Source organism: Mesorhizobium sp. M0306, from assembly GCF_040321655.1.
Lineage (GTDB): Bacteria > Pseudomonadota > Alphaproteobacteria > Rhizobiales > Rhizobiaceae > Mesorhizobium.
Genome location: NZ_JAMYRY010000023.1, coordinates 1 through 17684 on the forward strand (window position 1 = coordinate 1; position 17684 = coordinate 17684).

16 protein-coding genes and 1 pseudogene are annotated in these 17684 nt (G+C 60.4%); 8 read left to right on the top strand and 9 right to left on the bottom strand.

Annotated features, from left to right (window positions below; translation table 11 throughout):
- Window positions 1–274 precede the first annotated feature (274 nt).
- The 3 genes from NKI95_RS24830 to NKI95_RS24840 are packed head-to-tail and all read right to left on the bottom strand — an operon-like array spanning window position 275 to window position 1757.
- Window positions 275–520 carry a hypothetical protein gene (locus NKI95_RS24830; RefSeq protein WP_352719951.1) on the bottom strand — a complete coding sequence of 82 codons (246 nt, stop codon included), beginning with the start codon at window positions 518–520 and terminating at the stop codon, window positions 275–277.
- Window positions 517–1329, bottom strand: a complete 813-nt coding sequence (locus NKI95_RS24835; RefSeq protein ID WP_352719953.1) for a M20/M25/M40 family metallo-hydrolase — start codon at window positions 1327–1329, stop codon at window positions 517–519. The genes NKI95_RS24830 and NKI95_RS24835 overlap by 4 nt, the downstream gene beginning before the upstream one ends.
- Window positions 1326–1757 carry a hypothetical protein gene (locus NKI95_RS24840; protein ID WP_352719955.1) on the bottom strand — a complete coding sequence of 144 codons (432 nt, stop codon included), beginning with the start codon at window positions 1755–1757 and terminating at the stop codon, window positions 1326–1328. The genes NKI95_RS24835 and NKI95_RS24840 overlap by 4 nt, the downstream gene beginning before the upstream one ends.
- A gap of 284 nt (window positions 1758–2041) precedes the next feature.
- On the opposite strand from NKI95_RS24840, the gene NKI95_RS24845 reads away from it, so the two are divergent.
- The 3 genes from NKI95_RS24845 (at window position 2042) to NKI95_RS24855 (ending at window position 5107) form a co-directional block, all read left to right on the top strand.
- Window positions 2042–2434: a GFA family protein gene (locus tag NKI95_RS24845; protein WP_352720095.1), complete on the top strand. Its 393-nt coding sequence runs from the start codon at window positions 2042–2044 to the stop codon at window positions 2432–2434.
- 481 nt (window positions 2435–2915) lie between these two features.
- The gene (locus tag NKI95_RS24850) at window positions 2916–3212 is read left to right on the top strand and encodes a PRC-barrel domain containing protein (RefSeq protein ID WP_352719957.1); all 297 of its coding nucleotides are present in this window, start codon (window positions 2916–2918) and stop codon (window positions 3210–3212) included.
- 845 nt (window positions 3213–4057) lie between these two features.
- The gene (locus NKI95_RS24855) at window positions 4058–5107 is read left to right on the top strand and encodes a YihY/virulence factor BrkB family protein (RefSeq protein WP_352719959.1); all 1050 of its coding nucleotides are present in this window, start codon (window positions 4058–4060) and stop codon (window positions 5105–5107) included.
- Between the two features lie 422 nt (window positions 5108–5529).
- Here NKI95_RS24855 and NKI95_RS24860 read toward each other — a convergent pair whose 3' ends face one another.
- The 3 genes and pseudogenes from NKI95_RS24860 to istA form a co-directional block, all read right to left on the bottom strand.
- Window positions 5530–6075 (bottom strand): 5'-3' exonuclease H3TH domain-containing protein, encoded by a 546-nt coding sequence (locus NKI95_RS24860; protein ID WP_352719961.1) that lies wholly within the window; start codon window positions 6073–6075, stop codon window positions 5530–5532.
- 153 nt (window positions 6076–6228) lie between these two features.
- Window positions 6229–6843, bottom strand: coding sequence for an IS21-like element helper ATPase IstB (istB, locus tag NKI95_RS24865; protein WP_352720097.1), 615 nt, complete (start codon window positions 6841–6843; stop codon window positions 6229–6231).
- A pseudogene (gene istA / locus NKI95_RS24870) lies at window positions 6832–7920 on the bottom strand (IS21 family transposase); the annotation flags it as partial. The gene istB and the pseudogene istA, both read right to left, overlap by 12 nt.
- Before the next feature lie 327 nt (window positions 7921–8247).
- Here istA and NKI95_RS24875 point away from each other — a divergent pair.
- Complete coding sequence (locus NKI95_RS24875; protein WP_352719962.1) at window positions 8248–8502, top strand: DUF982 domain-containing protein; 255 nt, start codon at window positions 8248–8250, stop codon at window positions 8500–8502.
- Window positions 8503–8940: 438 nt separating this feature from the next.
- Here NKI95_RS24875 and NKI95_RS24880 read toward each other — a convergent pair whose 3' ends face one another.
- Window positions 8941–10014, bottom strand: coding sequence for an aminopeptidase (locus NKI95_RS24880; protein ID WP_352719964.1), 1074 nt, complete (start codon window positions 10012–10014; stop codon window positions 8941–8943).
- 203 nt (window positions 10015–10217) lie between these two features.
- On the opposite strand from NKI95_RS24880, the gene NKI95_RS24885 reads away from it, so the two are divergent.
- Window positions 10218–10547 carry a hypothetical protein gene (locus NKI95_RS24885; protein WP_352719966.1) on the top strand — a complete coding sequence of 110 codons (330 nt, stop codon included), beginning with the start codon at window positions 10218–10220 and terminating at the stop codon, window positions 10545–10547.
- Here NKI95_RS24885 and NKI95_RS24890 read toward each other — a convergent pair.
- Window positions 10522–11604 carry a sensor histidine kinase gene (locus NKI95_RS24890; protein ID WP_352719968.1) on the bottom strand — a complete coding sequence of 361 codons (1083 nt, stop codon included), beginning with the start codon at window positions 11602–11604 and terminating at the stop codon, window positions 10522–10524. The two genes, NKI95_RS24885 and NKI95_RS24890, sit on opposite strands and share 26 nt — an antisense overlap.
- A gap of 336 nt (window positions 11605–11940) precedes the next feature.
- On the opposite strand from NKI95_RS24890, the gene eglC reads away from it, so the two are divergent.
- The 3 genes from eglC (at window position 11941) to NKI95_RS24905 (ending at window position 16487) form a co-directional block, all read left to right on the top strand.
- Window positions 11941–13332, top strand: a complete 1392-nt coding sequence (gene eglC, locus NKI95_RS24895; RefSeq protein ID WP_352719970.1) for an endo-1,3-1,4-beta-glycanase EglC — start codon at window positions 11941–11943, stop codon at window positions 13330–13332.
- 99 nt (window positions 13333–13431) lie between these two features.
- Window positions 13432–15177: a type I secretion system permease/ATPase gene (locus NKI95_RS24900; protein WP_352719971.1), complete on the top strand. Its 1746-nt coding sequence runs from the start codon at window positions 13432–13434 to the stop codon at window positions 15175–15177.
- Window positions 15177–16487 carry an HlyD family type I secretion periplasmic adaptor subunit gene (locus NKI95_RS24905; protein WP_352720098.1) on the top strand — a complete coding sequence of 437 codons (1311 nt, stop codon included), beginning with the start codon at window positions 15177–15179 and terminating at the stop codon, window positions 16485–16487. The genes NKI95_RS24900 and NKI95_RS24905 overlap by 1 nt, the downstream gene beginning before the upstream one ends.
- Before the next feature lie 149 nt (window positions 16488–16636).
- Here NKI95_RS24905 and nadE read toward each other — a convergent pair whose 3' ends face one another.
- Complete coding sequence (nadE, locus tag NKI95_RS24910) at window positions 16637–17470, bottom strand: NAD(+) synthase (protein WP_352719972.1); 834 nt, start codon at window positions 17468–17470, stop codon at window positions 16637–16639.
- Window positions 17471–17684 lie beyond the last annotated feature (214 nt).

Here is a 17684-nt window from a genome sequence, read left to right on the forward strand (position 1 = left end):
CCAGCGGCGACGCCGAGACGTTGGTCGACCGCGTCGAGAAAGTCGTGAAAAAGACGGCAAGCAAAACCGAGGAAGCCATTCGCGACCGTTTGCCGGAGACGCACGAGTCTCCCAAAACTTCGTCATAGCGCTGCCGCCGGTTTTCGTGGTGCGCTGGCGAAGCTGTTCTTGAGGATCTCTCCACGGCGACGGCATGCCTCGGGATTAATTTGGCATGCAACCTCGGCTTTGCAGGTTGGCTCCTGGCGAGGTATCGAGTTGCTGCTTCCGCGCGCTACGCCTGCTTTGCAAGAAGCGCCGCACAGACATCGCTCACGACTTGCGGCAAGACATCGAAAGCAAAGCCGATGTGAAGCCGCTCGAGCGGGGTATGGCAGTCTCGTCCCCACGGGCCGATATTGATGGTGGAAATGTTGGCCAGCCCGCCTGACTTCGGCCAGCGAATACCGTCGCGCCACATCGGCGTGTTGCGGGCGACGACGTCGAGACCGGATCCGGTAGCCTCGCCAAAGAAGCTCATATCCGAGATGCCGGCGAAGTAATCCGCACAGCCGATCGCCGAGCTATAGCGGGCGTTTGCGCCGGCTGCGATGTCCGAGGCAATCGCGCGCAACCTGCCGCTGCCGGCCTGTCCGAAAGGTTCGTCGGCAGATAGGGTATCGAGCCGAAGCCGGTGACGATTGCCGGTCCCGGCAAGCGGCTCAATCGCCATGCCTCCTCGGTAACCAGCCGGCATTGCTCGGGCAGCGGGAGATCGCCGGCGGCAAGAGACGCGCCGACGGTGCCAAGCCTTGATCTTGCTTCCGCATCGAGACGGTCCAGCAGTGCCTCGTAACGATGCAGGGGAATTGTTTCGACGAGATCGATCGCGGCGCTGCCGTGCTGGGAATGCCGCCGCTGCTTCAGCTCCGCCAGGCAGGCAGAAACAGCATCGGCGCAAAGCCGGTCAAAGCGATCAAGCACCTCGTCCGGCCTCCGTCGATAGCTCAGCACGTTAAAGCTGGCGAACGCCGTAGCCGGCGTTGTTACGTCATAGCCGGACTTGCCGTCGCGGATATTGAGCAAGCTCGGCGGTGTGCCCGGAACAAGCGCGATGACGCGACCCTTGCTGCCGTCACCGTCGTCGGCGATCGCATCGAGATTGATCGCCGCCAGAATATCGAGCCCGCGCTCGCCAGCAATCGCCGGCAGCGCCTGTGTCGCCTTGCGAGCTCCGGCAGAATTGTTCTCTTCGTCGGGGACGGCGATGAACAGAAGGTTTCCCGCCGCGTTGGTGCTTTCTGCGAATGCGGCGCAGACCGCCAGCCCGGCGGCGAGACCCGCCTTCATGTCGAGCAGGCCGCGCCCTGTGAGAACTCTCCCGACGCCAAATCGTCCCGCGCCTGCCTCGCGGCAGGCGCCTCGGCCACGGCCAAGGTTTTGCCCAGCGCCTGGGTGAGTTGTTGCGGCCGGGTTGCCATGTCCTCCAGCTCGCCATAGTCGCTCGTCGTGACAGTGTCGTAGTGGCCGGTCAGCACGACGGTGGCGTGGCTAGCACCGCGGACCAGCATCGCCACGCAGTGGCGCCCATCCCCCGGCTCGACTTCTATGGTCCAGATTTCCGCGCGGTGAAATGCCGTCTCGTGGCGCAACGCGTCGGCTAGCCATGGGCCGAACGAGGCTTCGCCATCGGTCCCGGTTACGCTTTTCCGTTCGGTTAGCGCGATGGGCCAGCGTCTGGTCCGGCCGGCCAGGCTGCTCTTTGCCCCACTGTTCATCATTCTCCTCGACGCACGTGAAAGAGCCTGAGCTTAGTGCCTCCGGCAACCTTCTCAAGGGCGGCCCGGGGAGAGGCGGAGTTAACGGCTGGAACCAACCCTCCTTCCCACTCGTTGCCGGGCAAAGGAGAATACGCCATGTGCCTTACCATGGGACCCCAACCAGAAGAGCCGCCATTAGACGCGCCAATGTGGACGCCGGATCCCGATGTGCAGCCGTATGAGTCTCCTGTTCCGAATCCAGACGAGAGCTGTGATCTCCTTCTGCGAGCGGTGTCGATATGATGGACGAGCAAGTTCGCACAGGTGGCTGCCTTTGCGGAGCTGCTAGCATCCGGCTCAAAGGGCAGCCGACGAGGGTTGGTATATGCCACTGCCATGACTGCAGGCGAACGAGCGGGAGCGCCTTCGTCTGCTTCGCGGTTTGGCCAAGATCGAGCTACGAAGGCACTGGTGATCTCCACACCTTTGCCGGGCGAAGCTTCTGCCCAACCTGTGGTTCGCGCCTCGTAAGCCTTCGGGACGACGAGGCCGAGGTGATGATCGGCAGTCTGGATCAAGCTCCGAGCAATCTTATACCAGATTATGAGCTGTGGATCGGGCGACGGGAGCCATGGCTGTTGAACCTGGAATGGGCCGAGCAGTTCGAGCACGATTGGGAGCCGAAGAAAAATTGAGGCCCCCCAATGGAGACGGCGTTGTCTGAGCCGGCCTAGCAGCCCGATCCACCGGTCTGACATGCCTAAGGGTCGTTACGGTCCTGCGCCGGTCATCATCGAGACCCTTTCAAAGCATCGGCGTCAAGCGCGCTAAGCTGCGTTCCCATTGCAAAGTTCCGGCGAGCGGAAACCAGCAGAACCTCCCTTCCAGGGACAACCGGGGTCAGGTTGGTTGGGGCAGCCGGACTCGGTAAGGCACGCGCCGACATGCGCGGCAGTTCGGCAACAGCATCAAGGCATTTCGAGAGCGGTCACGCCTGTCCACTTTGCGCGCGGCGGCCGCTAGCGGCCCGCCGCACGAACAAGACAACAGCAACCGCTGTTTTGAGGCAAATCGAAATCGGGCATCAGGTATTCGCGAACGACGCTCGTGAATGACGGTTCGGAACGGTTGGCCCTGTCGGGGGTTACCTCAGTCCAACGGAGAGGAGACTCCAAAATGGACCACACCAATCACGTACGGCTTTCGAGTTCTGAACTGCGCGCTGACGTTGTTGAGGGAGCGACCATCTACGGTCGCGACGATGAGGAAATCAGTTCAGTCGACCACATCCATGGAACGGGCGAGCATGCGCAAGTCGTCTTCGATGTTGGTGGGTTCCTCGGCATAGGCTCAAAGCGCGTGGCCTTGTATGCAACTCAGCTCGATTTTATGCGGGACGAAGACGGCACCGTGCATGCCATCACACAAATGACCACCGACCAGTTGAAGGCCCTACCAGAGCATTTTGATTAACCGCCAAGTCAGCTTCGGCGGTCTCGACCGTCAGATATTGTCAAGGTGGGGTCGAACCGAGTGCGAGCTCGTTCAGAGCGTCGGCGAAGGCATCGACCTGATCGTCAATCTGGCCATTCGGAAACGAACAGACCTCGTCGAGGAATGTTTCGTTCCAGCGACTGCGCAAGAGCTCACGTGTCCGCCTCAGCCTGGGCGGATGCAGTTTGCCCCTGTGGCCGTGTGGCCTGAGACCGGAAGAGCCTTCACGTCCTGGCCGGCCAGAAGCTTCACTTTCGTTGCTGCGTCCGCCTTGCCAGCCGAACCAGGGTCCTGCGGCATGCGGATCGTGACTTCCAGCCCGTCAAGCGTCACGACGTTCTTCAGCTTGGTCTCGACCTCGCCGGGAGACCAGCGGCCGCGCTCAATGTCCTCGACGTAGAAATTCCGTTCTTGTGGCCATGCGAAGCCCGACGGTCAAGTCAGGCCGTTTGCCAGGCTTCCTTCGACGCAGCGAAATCTCACGCAATGCCCGAAAGTGCCGGGATCTGATGCTGTCCGAATGGCACCGGGCGCTCTGGCCCGAGGTGGTGCTTACCAGGACCGGGGAGACCAGCTTTGCCAACCTGGTCTTGACGATCCGCACTCGACCGAGACTGCGGAGAGCGCCGCCACGCTTGACTGGCCCATCGTTGACGGTCGTGATGTCACAGGCGGGGCAGTATCGTTGTTAGATGAACTCGTCGCGTGCGGATGGCCGGTGTTTCTTCAGCTGGCGGATGATTATTTGCGAGCGCAGGTCTGCACCTGCATCTAATGGCGCGTCTAAACGTTTGCCGTCGAAGAAGATGCGACGGACTGCAGTTATGTCGAAGAACAAAGCCGAGGATTGCGACGAAAACCAAGTGCAACTGGAGCGGCGGGCTGGACAGGAGGGCCGCGGACGCAATGCCGAACGGCCATCGCAGATTTCCGGCCGCGGCTGGAGGGATGTGCTGTGGCGGGTGTTCGCTGAGGTAACGGAGGACCGCGTCATGCTGATCGCGGCCGGAGCCGCGTTCTACCTGCTTCTTGCCCTGTTTCCAGCGCTTGCAGCCTTCGTGTCCATCTACGGCTTCGTCGCCGATCCTCAGACCGTCGCCGAGCACATTTCATTCCTTGGCGGCATACTGCCTTCGGGAGGTTTGGAACTTATCAGATCGCAACTTAACTCATTGGCCGCTCAGAACACTGGCGCGCTCAGCTTTGGCTTTATCTTCGGTCTTGCCGTCGCACTGTGGAGCGCCAACAGCGGCATCAAGACGCTGTTCGAAGCAATGAACATCGCTTACGAGGAGACTGAAAAGCGCGGCTTTATCCATCTGAATCTCCTGGCCTTGGGATTCACCCTTGGCGCCATCGTCATTGGCATCGGCTTTATCATCTCGGTCGGGATCGTACCCGCAATGCTTGCGCTGCTGAACCTCGGCGGCTGGACCGAAACCCTTGTGCGGATCTTGCGGTGGCCGGTTTTGCTGATCATGGTCGGAATCGGAATTACGCTGATCTATCGCTACGGCCCTAGCCGCGAAAAGGCAAAGTGGCGATGGGCCACATGGGGGGCCTTCCTCTCGGCTGTGGTTTGGATCGCGGTCTCGGTGGGTTTCTCCTTTTACCTTGAAAACTTCGCTGACTACAACGCGACCTACGGAGCCCTGGGGGCGGTCATCGGTTTGATGATGTGGACCTGGATTTCCGTGATTATCCTGATTGTAGGTGCGGAACTGAATGCTGAGATGGAGCATCAGACAGTCAAGGACACCACCACAGGTGCGCAGCAACCGATGGGTGCGCGAGGTGCCACGGTCGCGGACACGCTGGGCGGATCGGCCGATGCCGCCGACCTGCAGTCGCGTTTCGACGAGCGCAAATCCTAGCGCCTTACTGTGCATCTGCCGCAACTTCGCTTGGCGCCAATGACGGTGTTAGATGGCCGTCATCTTTCGAACAGGCCTATCGAGCATGTGAGATTATCCTCCCCATCACCGGAAAGACGGAAAGACAAAGCAGGGTTCAGATGCTGCTACCTCCTACTGAGGGCGCGCCCACGAGCGGCTTCGTCACCGTCGAGCTATACCACTCAGCGGGGCACGACCCGGACGCGACCATCCTTGCATCTAGGTCGTAGGTGTGACGCTTTGCCATTGAACGCCATCGACAACTCAGATGCTGCGTGAGCGCCTGTCACCCGCCGGAACATTTGGCTGTGTGTTCTTCAAGACTGTTGCCGCGCGTACGGTGCCCCTGTGCGATTGGGGAATCGGCGCTGGCCTTCCAAAGGCCGCTTCCCCTCGCGAAGTCAGTCACCCCGAGCCTTGAGCGCACGTGCGAGGAGCCGGGTGTCATTTAGCTGGATCACGCACGTCTCGAACGCTTTGGTCGGGCCGTGCCAGCGCAGCTCTTCGACGTTATCGAACAGGTGAGCGTCCGTGCGCAGCGTCGCGAGATTTTTGAACAAAAGCGCGAGCTCTCTACGGTTGCCGAGGGCTTCAAACGGAAAGCTTTCAAGAGGGCCGTAGCGGCCAAGCAGCCGGGCGGCCGAGACCAGGCCGATGCCTTCGAGACCCGGGTAGCCATCGGCAGTATCACCCACGAGCGCTAGGAAATCTGGAATCAGCGCCGGCTCAACACCGAACTTCTCGCGTACGCTGGCGGCATCGCGAATTTTCTGGGTCCTGCGGTCTACCTGGACCACATGGTCACCGCGCACACACTGCGCGAGATCCTTGTCCGGCGTCCAGATGCACACCTTCTGCACGCGCTCATCGGCGGCCGCGCTCTGTGCCGCGGATGCCAGCGCGTCGTCGGCTTCCAGGTCGATCATCGGCCAGACCGCCACTCGCATTGTCAAACGGCTTCCAAAACTGACCCCCGATCGGCGTCCAATTTTGACCCCCCCTTATGTAATGCGCGGCGGTCAGCGTTCGCCCGGGCGGAGCTGGTTTGGGTTGCGCAGCCCGGGCGAGCGCGGATAGCGCTTGGCAGCTTGATGGGGTGATCAGGCGCGGTTCTTGAAGCGCCAGGACTCGTTTCCGGTCTCGATGATCTCGCAATGATGAGTGAGACGGTCGAGCAGCGCTGTCGTCATCTTGGCGTCGCCGAAGACGGCGGGCCATTCGCCGAACGCCAGGTTGGTGGTGACGATGATCGAGGTCCGTTCATAGAGCCTGCTGATCAGGTGGAAGAGCAATTGCCCGCCGGCCTGGGCAAAGGGCAGATAGCCGAGTTCATCGAGCACGACGAAGTCGAGCCGGGTGAGGTAGTCGGCGATACGACCCTGCTTGCCGCCGCGGTGCTCGGTCTCGAGCCGGTTGACGAGATCGACGACGTTGAAGAAGCGGCCACGTGAGCCGTTGCGGATCAGGGCGCGGGCAATGGCGATTGCCAGATGCGACTTGCCGGTTCCGGTGCCGCCGATGAGCACGGCGTTGCGCTGGTCGGCGACGAAGGTGCCGTTGGCAAGATCCCGGACCAGCACTTCGTTGACCGGCGTGCCGTCGAAGTCGAACTCATCGATGTCCTTGGCGATCGGCAGCTTGGCGACAGTGAGCTGGTATTTGATGGAGCGGGCCTGCTTCTCGGCGATCTCGGCCGACAGCAGATCGCCGACGATCCTCGGCGGCTCGTGCTGGCGCTTGCCGGCATAGGCATGGATCTCGACCGGGCGGCCGACGGCCGTCGACAGGACCGAGTATTTGTTGTTGTCGAAGCGCACCGTGCAGGTCTTCGACACCGAGGCCGGCACCGTATGGAACCCGTCGAAGGAACCGCGGTATTCAACCAGCTTGCCACGCTCCTCCTCGAACACGTTCCAGATCGTTCGTTCCGGTTGCTCGACGTGACGATGCGCCTTGGCGTAGGCGACGCACTTGTCATGCAGCCAGGCGTTTAGCTCCTCATAGGTCTTGAAGCGCAGCCGCGGCGTGAAGAAGCGCTCGCGCACCAGCCCGACCTGGTTCTCGACCTGACCCTTCTCCCAGCCCGAGGCCGGTGTGCAGGCGACCGGCTGCACCAGATAATGGCTGCACATCTGCAGGAAGCGGCGATTGTATTGGCGATCCTTGCCAACAAAGATCGTTTCCACCGCCGTCTTCATGTTGTCGTAGATGCCGCGCGTGCAGGCGCCACCGAAGAAGGCGAAGGCCCGGTCGTGGGCGTCGAACACCATCTCCTGCGTCTCCCGCGGATAGGCCCTGACGAACATCACGCGGCTATGGCAGAGCCGGACATGGGCGACCTTCACGGTCACTGTCACGCCGTTGATCAGGACGATCTCGTGGCTCCAGTCGAACTGGTAGGCCTCGCCCGGCGCGAAGAACAGCGGCACATAGGCGTCCGCCATCGCCGACCCCTGCGCCTTCGCCCAGCTCTTCGCGTATCGGCGGACGGCGTCATAGCCTCCCTCGTAGCCCAGGCTGCAAAGCTCTTCGTAAATCCGGATTAGCGTCAGTTGCTCGCGCGCCGCCTTGCCACGGTTGCCATTCAAAAACCCGTCAAGCTGATCCTGCCACGGACCGATCTTCGGCTTGGGCTGCCGCTCGCGTTCGTAGGAGAACGATGTCTCATCGGATCTGAGAATCTTGCGGACGGTGTTCCGCGAAACATGCAGTTCGCGGCAAATCCGCTTGAGCGACCATCCCTGCACATGGAAGGCGCGCCGAACCCGGCCAATCGTATCCACCGACTTCATCCCCACACCATCCGCTCGCTACGACGAGCGGATGGTCGCAAATCAAAGCATCAGGGGGTCAAAATTGGACGCCGATTCCCCAGCTTATGGGGTCAATTTTGCACGCCGATTCACAGTGAAAAGCAATTTGCCGATTTGGAGGCCCGGCGAAACACGCCTCGCCCACCGGTGCATTTCTGGACCGAACTCGAAGTTGATATGCCCGAGATGCCCGAAGAGGCCAAGTCGAACTGGCAAGTAAGCCCACACACTCTCGGCGGCCATTTACTTTTGAGCTAGCGCTAAAGATTGATCGAACCTACCATGTGTGGTCGGTTGGAGAGTGCCATGCCTGCTAAGCGTTTTAGAAAGCCTGTCGTCGTTCAGCCCGGCCGGATCGATCGTGACAGAGTTGTTGCCTCCGTATCGGACGCGGCCGAAATCTTGCTGAGACAATGGCCCCAGCCAGCGAGCAAGTCGCGGCTCACTGCCATCAAAGCGTGCCTTGCCGTCATCCGCGGCGAAAAGCCACCAAGAATAGCGCGCCAGGCATTTCTAAACGCTGCCAAAGAGGCCAAAATACTGCTTGGTGAGGAAATCTAAGATTACAGCCAAGTAGCACCGTTCGGCGCGTTCTCGGATCAGCGACTTTCGTGCCCGGCAGAAGAGGCTCACAATTGTCCGACCAATCTGCTTGATGGCTTTCAACGCAGCGCACCGATGCCGATCGCACAGAACAGGCCTGGAAGGCCCAACCGGTTGGCCGCAGGATGAAGGTCTCCCTGGCTCGAACGCGCGCCATGATTCTAAGGGCTGTTCCCTATCGAGATGGGATTGTCTGCGCAGCGGATCATGGCTTCCCACCGCATATTCCATGTCAGCTCGATATATGTTGCCAGTCCCGCCGAGCGTCCGTGCTGGGTGGAGAAAACACTGCCCTCGCGACTTAGCGTTCACGATAGCTGCGCATCCGCCCGAAACCTCCCAGTCAGTTCACGCCTGAATAATGTCAGAGGATTCTCATCCGTATCACTCCGGCCGTCAGCTTTGAGTGGCTCCATAACATGCGTCTGCCCCGGCAAGCGCTTCGGCACGGCGAGCTTTGTCCAACGCGCCAAGCCTTTGAACCGACGCAAAGAACCGTGGATAGTCGCCCGAACACAGGTCGAACAAGCGGAGAAAGGCCGGCACCCGATCGCTGTAAACGGAAGTCGCGGCGAGCTTTGCGTTGTTGATCGGAGCATCGAACCAGGCGTCATATCCGCGGTATCCATCCCATCGCCTGTCGCGCATCTGTCGGTAGCGCGTCCTCAGCCGTTCGATCGCGGCCTTCTTCGCGGCCCGCTTCTGCTCAGAAGTACCATTGCCGTCGTAGACATGCCTTAGCTCGTCCCGGGTCTGCGACACCAGCGCGAGAAATTCAGCTCTGCGCCTCCGGTCGGCTTCGTAACGGCGCAATCCGGCAGTATCGCCAATCGCCCGCAGCCATTTTCTCACACCGGTTGTTTCGACAGCGACAGCGAACGCTTCGTTGAACGCGGAATCGTCATGTACGTAGACGCGCTGGTGGGCCAGTTCGTGGAATACCAGCCCTGCAAGGTACGTTTCATCTTGGGTTAGCATCGTGCTTAGCAGGGGGTCACTCGACCAGCCCAGCGTGGAATATGCAGTTATCCCCGTGACGTATACGTCGAGGCCCTGTCTTTGAAGTTCGGCAGCGGTTTCAGTCGCAGACTTTTCGGAGAAATACCCCCGGTAAGGAACACAGCCGAAAACCGGAAAGCACCATGTTCGTGGCGTCAGCGAGAATTCCGGCGCGGCGAAGACGGCCCATGTCACGGAGTTGCGACCAACATCGACATAGCTGCGGTAGCTGTTGTTGTCGGGCAGCGCCAGTTCATCGGTAGCAAACTGTCGTATGGCGTTCGCCGATGCCATTCGGGCGCGCAATATCTGAGGGGTCGAAGGATCGTCGATCAGTTTTCCGACGTCTTGGCGCGCCGTCATGATCTGCACATGACCCTGCAAAGATTGCGCGTAATAGGAAATACTGGTGCAACTGGTCACCCCAGGCGTCAGGATAATCATACCAACCCATCGAACGAATGCACGCATCACGGTTTGCCTAGAGCACTGCTCTCATGTCCGGATAGCGCAATTTCGCGGTTACCTCCGGCCACAAACAGTCGGACCAATTTGGATGTGTAGGTTAGACCTTCGTCCTCGGCAAGATTGGCCACTGCGATGACTCGCTGCTGAATTGCCGGCCCGCCCGTGATGAGCGCTAGGCGTCAGGTGCCCCCCGTCATTGCGGAGCGATGAAGCTCGCGGTAAATGCGCAGAGCGTTTCAGCTTCCGGCGGACATAACTCCCAATTTAAATTCGACGTAGCGGGGAGCCCTTTCTTCGATTTCCAGACGAAGGTGCGGCGCTTGGCATCGACCTTCCACCCGGCTGCCTTCGAACGTGTCGTGGAGACCAATCTGTTGGGCAGCGACAACGGCTCGCGCGTGTTCGACCATGGGAAGCAGGCCGTGAAGGGCGGCCGGGGCTATTTGCAGCCACCTGCTCAATGCCGCGACGTGAGCCAGCCGCCAGCCTGCTATGTTCGGCGGCAATCGTTCAGCTTGCTGCCGCCGACCGTTTGAAAGCGATGGTCACCTTCGTCCCGTTGTTGGAGCTCGACTCGACAGCTAACTGCGCCTTGGCGTTCTCGGTCAGCGATCGCGCGATCAGCGCTCCGAGCTTGCCTGGCTTGGGCCACATCTCGCCTTCCGGCAGGCCGATTCCGTCGTCCGCCACTATAACCCGGCAGCCGTCTCCATCGACGATGCTGTGCAGCGTTATCGTGCCGCCGTCGCGCCCCCGAAAGGCATGCTTGAGTGAATTGGTCAGCAATTCGTTCACGACCAGCCCCGCTGGCATGGCGACGTTTATTGACACCGGATATGTATCCACCTTCATATCCAGCCGGATCCCCTCGACTGCATGCGAGCTCATCACCGCGGACGCGATCTGGCTGAGATACACACCAAGGTCGACCTCCTCCTTCGGCTCGTCGGCCGTTAGCGTCTGGTAGAGGATCGCCAAAGCGTCGACGCGACCGGCGAGCCGCTCAAACCGTCTCCGGTCGGCCTCGGTAGCGTTGCGGCTTTCCAGCCGAATGAGTGCGGTAATCATCTGCAGGTTGTTCTTTACCCTGTGCTGCAGTTCGCGAAGGAGTGTGTCTTTCTCGCTGACCCGCTCCTCGGCCGAGCGCTGATCTCCCGCCTCGCCGTGAGCCGATACGTCGACCAGGGCCACCAGCCGGAAGCAAACCTTGCCGTTGTCGTCCTCTATCTCGTTGGAATAAACGTCGACGATCGCGGGTTTGTCCTCGCCGCGCTCCAGCCTGAAGGTGCCGACCAAATCGGTTCCCTCGACTACGGCCTCGGCCAGCGGCCTGTCCTTTTGCTGATGGAGGCCTGTGCCTAAAAGGGCGGCCCAGTTTTCTCGGGTGAGCCTGGCGGCTGTCAGGCCCGATAGTTTCTCGAATTCCGGATTTGCGTAGACCACGCGCTCCTCACCGGCAAGGTCCGAAACGGCTATGGCGATCGGCACCTGGTCGAGGAATTTCTTGAACTGTTCGCTTTCCAGTGCGGTTGCAAGGTCAGGTGTATCAAGCAACTGCTCGACCGCCTCAGCCTTCTCTGAATTCGATGTCATTTGCGCGCCTGTTCTGTGCGGATAATATCAACATTGCGGCGCGCCTGCCATCGCCAAAACTGGATCTGCATCTCACGTTTCGCATCACGCATCTGACAACAAGCCCTGCGTCGCATAACTGCCGCTCGTCTAACGTTGCGGCCGGCCGAAGGAGAGCGGCAAGGGCCGGCTGCAATCCTGATGCTCTGGAACGTTGAAGCGGGCCAAGTGGCTCCCTGCGTATTGTACTTTTGGTGACTCTCCCAAACCGGAGGCCAAAAGTTACTGGCTCCTTGCCCTGCGAAGGTATTAGCCTGACGTCGAGGCGCGGCGCGAGACAAAGGAGAAAGGACCACAATGGCCAGCGTACTGAACGCCAAAGGTGTTCCACTCGCCTACAGCGGATCCTCCGTGAAGTGGTATTCGGCGACGAATTCCGGCCCGATGCTCTATGGCAGCATCTACAATGACTCGATGTACGCCGACGGCGGCGTCACCGTCACAATGTATGGAAGTAAGGGCGATGACATCTATTATCTGTATTCCTCCAAAAACAAGGCGGTCGAGCTGCCCAACGAGGGTATCGACACCATCTCGACCTGGATGAGCTACAAGCTCCCTGCGAATTTCGAGAACCTGACGGTCACCGGCGACAAACACTACGCTTTCGGAAACGAGCTAAACAACATCATTACCGGCGGCTCCGGCCAACAGACGCTCGACGGCCTGCAGGGCGACGACGTTCTCAAGGGCGGATCCGGGGCTGACATTTTCACCGTGGCACCCGGCAACGGCAGTGACCTGATCCTCGATTTTGGCGCCGACGATACTGCGCGGATCGGGAGCTACGGCTTCACCTCCTTCGAGGAGGTGCACGCCAATATGGTACAGACGGGAGCGAACGTCCGACTTGACCTGTCCGACGACGAGTTTCTTGTGTTCGCCAATAAGACCATCGACCAGTTCACCCCAGGCCAGTTCGATCTGGCCCTGGACAGGTCGCATCTGGAACTCACCTTCTCGGACGAGTTCAACGCGCTGGACCTGTGGAATGGCTCGAGCGGCACATGGGATTCGAACTTCTGGTGGGGCGCCGCGAACGGCAGCTCGCTCACGAGTAACAAGGAGCTTCAATGGTATATCGACACCAACTACGCTCCGACGCGTTCCGTGAGCCCCTTCAGCATTGAGGACGGTGTTCTCACGATTACCGCCGCTCGGGCTCCCGCGGCCATCCAGCCCTACATAGACGATTACAAATACACGTCAGGTTTGCTGACGACCTATGAATCGTTTTCTCAAACCTACGGCTATTTCGAAATTCGGGCTGATATGCCCGAAAAGCAAGGTGTGTGGCCGGCCTTCTGGCTTCTTCCCGCAGACGGCTCCTGGCCACCGGAACTGGATGTCGTGGAGATGCTCGGTCAGGATCCTAACAAGCTCATTCTGACAAGCCATTCGAACGAGACGGGAACTCATACGACAGTGTCCTCGACGGCCTATGCCGCGGATACCGAAGGGTTCCACACCTACGGCGTGCTGTGGACAGAAGACGAACTCGTCTGGTATTTCGACGATGTGGAAGTTGCCCGTGCCGCAACGCCTTCCGACATGCACGACCCAATGTATATGCTGGTCGATCTGGCGGTCGGTGGCCTCGCGGGCGCGCCTGCCGACGGGCTTGCGACACCTGCGGAGATGCAGATCGACTACATCCACGCCTACGCGCTGAACGATTGGCTTATCTAGGCGCAACACCTGACGGCGGCGGTATGTAGACGTTGTCATCGAGCCTGATTTCGGGCACGATCCTTGCGCCTGGACCGAACTGGAACCGATGTGAAGGCGATGTCGCATTCCCATTCGTCCGAGCCGCCGCGAACAACGCTCGCTGCGGTTTTGGCTTCTTTCCGCCGCGCGATCGCTGGAATTGCCCTGATGAGCGGCGTCGTCAATGTTCTGGCGCTGACCGGATCGTTCTTCATGCTGCAGGTCTATGATCGGGTCATACCCGGCCGCAGTGTGCCCACACTCGTCGGGCTGACCGTATTTGCCGGCACGCTATTCATTTTTCAAGGCGTTCTTGAGCTTGTCCGGTCGCGGTTGCTTGTGCGCATCGGGATGGCCTTGGACGCGCGATTAAGTGGGCAAGTCTATACCGCCCTTATGCGTTTGCCGTTGCGCACCAAGCTCCCAGGCGACGGCCTCCAGTCGTTGCGGGATCTTGACCAGGTGCGTTCGTTTCTGTCGAGCACTGGTCCGACAGCGCTTTTCGACCTACCCTGGATGCCGCTGTATCTGACAATTTGCTTCCTGTTCCATTTCTGGATCGGCATGACGGCGCTGGCCGGCGCCATCGTTCTCGCCGGCCTGACTCTGCTTGCCGAAGTTCGCACGAGGGAGCCTGCGAAGAGGGCAAACAGCCAGGCGGCGGCGCGCAATACGCTTGCGGAGGCGACGCGTCGCAATGCAGAGGTTCTGCAGGCGATGGGCTTTGGCGCGCGCATCGCCGAGCGCTGGTCAGGCGTCAACGCCGATTATCTCAACACCAACGCAACAGCCAGCGACCTGGCTGGGACGCTCGGGACGATCTCGAAGGTCCTGCGCATGATGCTGCAGTCGGGTATACTGGCGATCGGCGCCTATCTGGTCATCCATCAGCAAGCAACAGCCGGTATTATGATCGCCAGTTCGATTATGATGAGCCGGGCGCTCGCACCAGTCGAACTGGCTATCGCCCATTGGAAGGGTTTTGTCAGTGCTCGCCAGGCATGGACCCGGCTGAGCCAGCTTTTGGCCATGCTTCCCCAAACCGCCACGAGTGTCTCGCTGCCCGCGCCGGTATCTGCTCTTGCCGTCGAAAGCATCAGCGTCACGCCACCCGGCGAGCGCCGTGTGGTTGTGCAGGATGTCGGGTTCGCGCTAGAAAAGGGTGCCGGCCTTGGCGTCGTCGGACCGAGCGCGTCTGGAAAATCTTCACTTGTCCGGGCAATAGCCGGAATATGGCTCCCGATCCGGGGAACGGTCAGGCTCGATGGCGCGACCCTCGACCAATGGTCGCTGGAAGAGCTCGGCAACCATGTCGGTTATCTGCCGCAGGATGTGCAGCTGTTCGATGGCACCATTGCCGAGAACATCGCGCGCTTCGAACCTCGCCCGCCGTCTCACAAGATACTGGCGGCTGCGCGAGCCGCCGGCGTTCACGATCTCGTCGTCCATTTGCCTGAAGGTTACGAAACTCGGATCGGCGAGGCCGGGACGGCGCTTTCGGCGGGCCAGAGACAGCGAGTTGCGCTCGCACGAGCCCTCTACGGCGATCCGTTTCTCGTCATCCTGGACGAGCCTAATTCCAACCTCGATGCCGAAGGGGAGGCCGCGCTGGCGGCGGCAATTGAGGGCGTGCGGGCGCGAGGCGGTATTGCTGTAGTGGTTGCACATCGGCCGAGCGCGCTTGCAAGCCTGGATCAGGTCCTTGTCATGGCAAATGGCCGTGTACAGGCGTTTGGCTCCAAGAATGAGGTCCTGGGCAAGGTAACCCGTCCGGGAGGCGTTCCTCTGAAGGTCGTCTCCGGCCCTGAGGAGGCGACACAGTGATGACGCAACATGCGGCGTCCGCGATCGACCGGACCATTCGACGCTATCTGTTGGGCGGTGTCGCGGTGTGCGTGCTCCTGGTTGGTGGGGCGGGAAGCCTGGCCGCGGTCACGGAGCTTTCCGGAGCCGTCATTGCTTCGGGAAGGCTGGTTGTAGATTCCAGCGTTAAAAAGGTGCAGCATCCAACGGGAGGCGTGGTCGGTCAAATCCTCGTTCGAGAAGGCGATGTTGTGAAGGCGGGCCAGGTCTTGATCCGTCTCGATGAAACCGTCACCCGGGCCGATTTAGCCATCGTCACCAAGAGCCTGGACGAATTCGAGGCCCGGCTGGCCCGCCTCGAAGCCGAGCGCGATGGCAATGACGCCATCGCCTTTCCAGCTTCGCTGCGCTCGCGACAGGGCGATCCTGAGATCCGGCGTGCGATGGCAGGCGAGCAATCCTTGTTCGAGTTTCGTCGCCAGGCACGCGCTGGCCAGAAGGCTCAGTTGGAAGAGCGCATTGCTCAGCTCAGCGAGGAAGTTTCCGGTCTGACCGAGCAAAGGGATGCTAAAAGCCAGGAAATCAATTTGATCGGGCTTGAGCTCGACGGGATGCGCAAGCTCTGGCACCGCAAGCTGGTTTCAATCGATCGCATAACGACGCTTGAACGTGATGCAGTCCGGCTTGAAGGCGAGCATGGCAAGCTGACTGCGGCAATCGCGCAATCGAAGGGCCATACGTCCGAAACGCGTTTGCAGATCATTCAGATCGACCAGGATTTGCGCAGCGAGGTGGCAACCGAACTCCGTGACGTCCAGGCAAAGCTCGCCGAGTTGGTTGAGCAAAAGGTCTCGGCCGAAGATCAACTCAGGCGTATCGATATACGCAGCCCGCAAACTGGCGTCGTCCATCAGCTTGGCGTGCATACGGTCGGCGGCGTCATATCTGCCGGAGAGCTCATAATGCAGATTGTCCCTGTGACAGACGACCTGACCGTCGAGGCGCGCGTGGCCCCGCAAGACATCGATCAGCTGACACCAAGGCAGGACGCAACCTTGCGACTTTCGGCCTTCAACCAGCGGATAACGCCTGAGCTAAATGGTGTAGTCAGTGAGATCTCCCCCGATCTCAGCATCGATGAGCGAAGCGGCACGAGCTTCTATACCGTGCGGGTCACACTGCCGCGCACAGAGCTTACGCGGCTGAAAGGCCTGACCTTGGCGCCCGGCATGCCTGTCGAGGTATTCTTCTCGACCGGGAGCCGGACAATGCTGTCTTACCTCGTGAAACCTTTGGAAGATCAAATCCAGCGGGCATTCAGGGAGGAGTGAGTTCGCGCGCTGGCCTCGGCCATACGTGCCGACACTCTCGACCGCATGACCGCATGCGGAGCTGAAAGAGCAACGCATCGCTCCAGCGGAAGTTCAGGCTGCGGCAAGCCCATTGGTCGCGTATGTCGAGACAACTATTGCCGATGCGCCTATGTCGAACTCGTCATGGCAATCGGCGTGACCGGGAGCGCTCGCTTGTGGGCTGTGCTGGAATGCGCATGAAGTATGCGCCTGCGCGCCGCTTCGTTGATCTCCCGGCCTTCGAGGAAGTCGTCAATCTGATCGTATGTGAGACCATATGCATCTTCGTCAGGCCGAAGCGGGACGAGGTTCTCCAGGTCGGCGGTCGGAATCTTGTCAACAAGTTCAGACGGAGCGCCGAGATGCGCCGCCAAGGCGCGAACCCTGCGTTTGTTCAACCCGGAAAGAGGAAGAATGTCGGCGGCACCGTCGCCGAATTTGGTGAAGAAACCCATCAAGGCCTCAGCCGCATGGTCGGTGCCGATGACCAGCCCGCGGGTGGCGCCGGCGAGCGCGAACTGGGCGATCATGCGTTGACGCGCCTTGATGTTGCCGAGCAAGAAATCCTTGCGGCCTGCATCGCCAAGCTCGACCCCAGCCAGCTTGATCGAGTCCAGCATCGCGTCGGCAGCCGGCTTGATGTCGACCCGGTGCACTTCATCCGCCGCAATGGTGTCCAAGGCCCGCTGGGCATCATGCTCGTCTGCCTGGGTGCCGTACGGCAGACGAACGGCCAGGAATCTGGCGTCGTATCCTGTCCTTCGCAGTTCCTCGACGGCGCGTTGAGCCAGAAGGGCGGCGGCGAGTGAATCCACTCCGCCGCTGATCCCCAGCACATAGCTGCTTAGGCCCGACGCACGCAGATAGGTGCTGAGAAACTCCATGCGCCGATGCGCTTCCAGCGCGACATCGAAGCTCGCAGTGACCCCCAACGCGTCGATAATCATTTCCTGTTCTGTCATTCGCAGAAGTGCTCCCGAGGTCATAACATTCCGTCCAGTCGCGCGGCCACAAGGCCGACGGTGGTCACTGTCTCGACCTGCATGCCGCAGCGGCTCTCATGGATCGCCAGCATGCATCGTGAGTCGAGTCAGCTACGGAACATACCGCATCTGCGGCGATGACCACTGGCTTAGATCGATTGCTCCCATCACAGACGCGAGCACCGGGACCTCC

Excerpts from the sequence above, each read along its gene's own strand:
- NKI95_RS24835 (WP_352719953.1), bottom strand. The coding sequence starts at position 1,329 with ATGAAGGCGGGTCTCGCCGCCGGGCTGGCGGTCTGCGCCGCATTCGCA.
- nadE (WP_352719972.1), bottom strand. The coding sequence starts at position 17,470 with ATGACAGAACAGGAAATGATTATCGACGCGTTGGGGGTCACTGCGAGC.
- NKI95_RS24890 (WP_352719968.1), bottom strand. The coding sequence starts at position 11,604 with ATGACATCGAATTCAGAGAAGGCTGAGGCGGTCGAGCAGTTGCTTGAT.
- NKI95_RS24855 (WP_352719959.1), top strand. The coding sequence starts at position 4,058 with ATGTCGAAGAACAAAGCCGAGGATTGCGACGAAAACCAAGTGCAACTG.
- NKI95_RS24875 (WP_352719962.1), top strand. The coding sequence starts at position 8,248 with ATGCCTGCTAAGCGTTTTAGAAAGCCTGTCGTCGTTCAGCCCGGCCGG.
- NKI95_RS24830 (WP_352719951.1), bottom strand. The coding sequence starts at position 520 with ATGAGCTTCTTTGGCGAGGCTACCGGATCCGGTCTCGACGTCGTCGCC.
- NKI95_RS24900 (WP_352719971.1), top strand. The coding sequence starts at position 13,432 with ATGTCGCATTCCCATTCGTCCGAGCCGCCGCGAACAACGCTCGCTGCG.
- NKI95_RS24885 (WP_352719966.1), top strand. The coding sequence starts at position 10,218 with ATGAAGCTCGCGGTAAATGCGCAGAGCGTTTCAGCTTCCGGCGGACAT.
- NKI95_RS24845 (WP_352720095.1), top strand. The coding sequence starts at position 2,042 with ATGGACGAGCAAGTTCGCACAGGTGGCTGCCTTTGCGGAGCTGCTAGC.
- NKI95_RS24880 (WP_352719964.1), bottom strand. The coding sequence starts at position 10,014 with ATGCGTGCATTCGTTCGATGGGTTGGTATGATTATCCTGACGCCTGGG.
- NKI95_RS24840 (WP_352719955.1), bottom strand. The coding sequence starts at position 1,757 with ATGAACAGTGGGGCAAAGAGCAGCCTGGCCGGCCGGACCAGACGCTGG.
- NKI95_RS24850 (WP_352719957.1), top strand. The coding sequence starts at position 2,916 with ATGGACCACACCAATCACGTACGGCTTTCGAGTTCTGAACTGCGCGCT.
- NKI95_RS24860 (WP_352719961.1), bottom strand. The coding sequence starts at position 6,075 with ATGCGAGTGGCGGTCTGGCCGATGATCGACCTGGAAGCCGACGACGCG.
- eglC (WP_352719970.1), top strand. The coding sequence starts at position 11,941 with ATGGCCAGCGTACTGAACGCCAAAGGTGTTCCACTCGCCTACAGCGGA.
- NKI95_RS24905 (WP_352720098.1), top strand. The coding sequence starts at position 15,177 with ATGACGCAACATGCGGCGTCCGCGATCGACCGGACCATTCGACGCTAT.